The organism is Mesorhizobium sp. PL10, from assembly GCF_053714315.1.
In genome coordinates this window covers 1-2,997 of sequence record NZ_JBSKBR010000096.1, presented here as the reverse complement: position 1 = coordinate 2,997, position 2,997 = coordinate 1, and the positions used below count along the sequence as shown (strand labels likewise).

Here is a 2,997-nt window from a genome sequence, read left to right as displayed (position 1 = left end):
GGACTCACAGATTCAGCACTGGCGCCATATGTCACGTGTTAACTCACCCGATTGCCCTGGGATAACGTCCGTGGGTTGTCACAGGCCAGGTGTTCGGTGACATGATGCGGCAGATGAGCCGTGCTGTTGCCGATGGATCGCCGCATCGTCAAAACCGTCGCCTATCATGACAACTTGTCAGCCCCAATGACCGACAACGGCAGACCGCTCATGGCCTGCTGCCACGCGGAGTTCACAGGCGTACTTTTTCTTTAGGACTCGCTGTTGTGACGCGCCTCCTTTGCCGGAGTGACAGCTTTTCTTCCGGCTTAGAGTGACGGTGGGTCTACCCGCCGTCCATCCGAGGCTCTATGTGAAAGGCGCGCCGTGCGGGATAGACTCGGCAGCCTGCTGATCGACACCTTCGTCGCGTTGAGGAAGCCGATATTGCCTCTATGCCTACCGATGACCGCCACCTGAAAGCCCCGGACCTGTTCGGCGCGATCGACCATATGCCGTCGCTTGTAGGCCGGCTAGCGAGCGTTCATTTAGGGTTTTCAATCCATCGACCGGCGAATTGCTGGCCGAGCTTCCCGACATGGGCGTCGAGCAAACGCGAGCCGCGATCGACAAGGCCTATGAGGGCAGCCTGCATGGGCTGTGTTGACCGCGCGGGAGCGCAGCGACATACTGTGGCGCTGGCACCAGCTGATCGTTGACCACTCAGACGACCTCGCTACAATTCTTACCGCCGAGATGGGCAAGCCACTTGCCGAGGCAAAATCCGAGGTTTCGCATGCGGCCGCGTACCTGCAATGGTATGCCGAGGAGGCCAATCGTATCTACGGCGAGACGATCGCGGCGCCATCGACAGACCGCCGCATGCTTGTGATCAAGCAGCCAATCGGCGTTGTTGGCACGATCACGCCATGGAATTTTCCGGCCTCCATGGTGGCACGCAAGATCTCGCCGACCTTGGCCGCGGGCTGCACAATCGTGCTCAAGCCCGCTGAGCAGACCCCGCTTGTTGCGGGTGCAATGTTTGCTCTCGCCCACGAGGCTGGCTTTCCCGAAGGCGTCGTCAACCGGATCTTCGCTTCCGAAGGCGATATGATTGGCCGTGAACTCTGCTCCAATGCCAAGGTCCGTAAGATCAGTTTTACAGGCTCGACCGAGGTCGGCCGGCTGCTCATGCGCCAGTGTTCGGACCAGATCAAGAAAGTCAGCCTCGAGCTCGGTGGCAACGCGCCTTTCATCGTCTTCGACGATGCGGACGTCGATGCGGTAGTGGATGGTGCGATCCACGCGAAGTTCCGCAATGCAGGTCAGACCTGTGTTTCCGCGAACCGGCTTTATGTGCAGGCGAGCATTCATGATGCGTTTGTGATCAAATTCGTGAAAAAAGTCAGCCATCTTTCGGTTGGTGACAGCTTCGATCCGACCGCGTCCGCCTCGCCGCGGTCGCGTGATCGGGCCAACCTCCGCAGCGCCTCGCGCTCTTCCTTACCTGCCGTCACCGGAGATTTGCTCGCCATGCACCACCCCGAGAATCACGGTGAGCACCGAATCAAAGATGCTGTTTGTTGGTCAAATTGATGGAATCTGCTTAGCAGCGTGCACTGTGATGCCTGGGCGGGTCGTAGCTCAGTCTGGCCTTTGGCCCGCGCGTCATTTTCGGTAGCAGGCGTTCGGTCTCCGGCCGATAGAGGTCGATCGACAAAAGGCCATTCGCTCCGCCACGGTCACCCGCACGACGTCGGCCAGCACTGTCCTTGGCTTGCGGTTCAGGGACCGGTCGAGCGATTTGATGCAGCCACATGGAACAATGCCAATGCGCGCGTGTCCGCGGCTTTCCTGGTCACCCACATGGATCGGCGCGCTTTAGCATCGGCTGATATATACGCGGCCAAGGCGGCAAATGCCGAGGCAGGTACGCAAGCGCGCGGCGCGATCGACGGCCGGGCGGCAATGCCAGCCTGGTCGCCGCTGCAGAGACCAAGTCGGTACTTACGCGGCCTCGAGGACGGAGAAGCCCTCGAACTGCGGGTGGCCGAGATAGTGGACTTTCGTCGTGTCGAGGTTCCTGTGGGCGGCGAGGAAATTCTCCGATCTGGTCCAGGCGACGAAATCGTCGTGGGTTGCCCACACTGTGTGCGAGGCAAACAGCGTGTAACCTTCGGTCTCGTTGACCGGGCCGCGCAGCAAATGGAATTCTCGGAATCCCTTCATCTCGGCAAGGCTGGAATCGCGGTTTTTCCAGACGGCTTGGAAAGCTGCTTCCGAGCCGTTCTGGACCTTGAAGCGGTTCATGGCGATGTACATGGCGGTTCCTTCATCCGGATGTTGATGGTTGGCGTCGTAGTTGTCCTGTTCAAAATGAGCCAGCTTTGGCCTCCAGCGAAGCAGTCCTCAGCCCCAGAGTCACAACTGACTGACCTTGCGGATCAGGTGGCATGAACCGTCCTAGCGCAAAGATCAGTCCCTTATCGCCGTCGCGCACTGCAGCGTCCCATGGCCGCTCTCTTGCAATGTCCATTCCGCTTTCGACCTGCTCGCGGTTTGTCGAACTCCGGACGATCCTGTTCGAACCGGTTGGTTTGCATGCGAAGCAACCCCGCCTCAGCTATTCCCGTCCCCGATGTTTGCCCACTGTCATGTTCCTTCGCCTGCATCCTTTGTTTAATCCACGCGAACACCCCGCCCACACGCGGCGAGCCTCGCTGTGCGCCGTGCAATCGTCGTGCCATCGCAGAGGTGGTCGGAGCAAAAGGAGAGGACCAGATCTTTCAAGACGCGCGGGTGGAATACCGGCGCGTCGGTGTGTCGGGTCTCGAACATAGACGTTACCGGACCCGGCTGGAGGTCAGAGTCCAGGAACGCGATTCGGGCCGCGTCAAGGCCGCATCGCGCCTTCAATTCAGAGAGCCGGAGATCGGCACGGTTGATGGAAAGCAAAACCCAACTTGAACAGTTGGAGGTGAACGGATGGCGAACACTGCCGGTTAAGCTGTTGAATTC

The 2,997-nt window shown here is 59.5% G+C and carries 2 protein-coding genes and 1 pseudogene; 1 reads left to right on the top strand and 2 read right to left on the bottom strand.

Annotated elements, in window-relative coordinates:
* Positions 1–426: 426 nt before the first annotated feature.
* A pseudogene (locus ACWGTO_RS32980) lies at positions 427–1,437 on the top strand (aldehyde dehydrogenase family protein); the annotation flags it as partial.
* Between the two features lie 549 nt (positions 1,438–1,986).
* On the opposite strand, the gene ACWGTO_RS32975 reads toward ACWGTO_RS32980, so the two are convergent.
* Together ACWGTO_RS32975 and ACWGTO_RS32970 are read right to left on the bottom strand one after the other, a co-directional pair.
* The gene (locus ACWGTO_RS32975; protein ID WP_454578882.1) at positions 1,987–2,301 is read right to left on the bottom strand and encodes an antibiotic biosynthesis monooxygenase family protein; all 315 of its coding nucleotides are present in this window, start codon (positions 2,299–2,301) and stop codon (positions 1,987–1,989) included.
* Positions 2,302–2,658: 357 nt separating this feature from the next.
* The coding region (locus tag ACWGTO_RS32970) for a hypothetical protein (RefSeq protein ID WP_454578881.1) at positions 2,659–2,997 on the bottom strand (339 nt) is incomplete at its 5' end.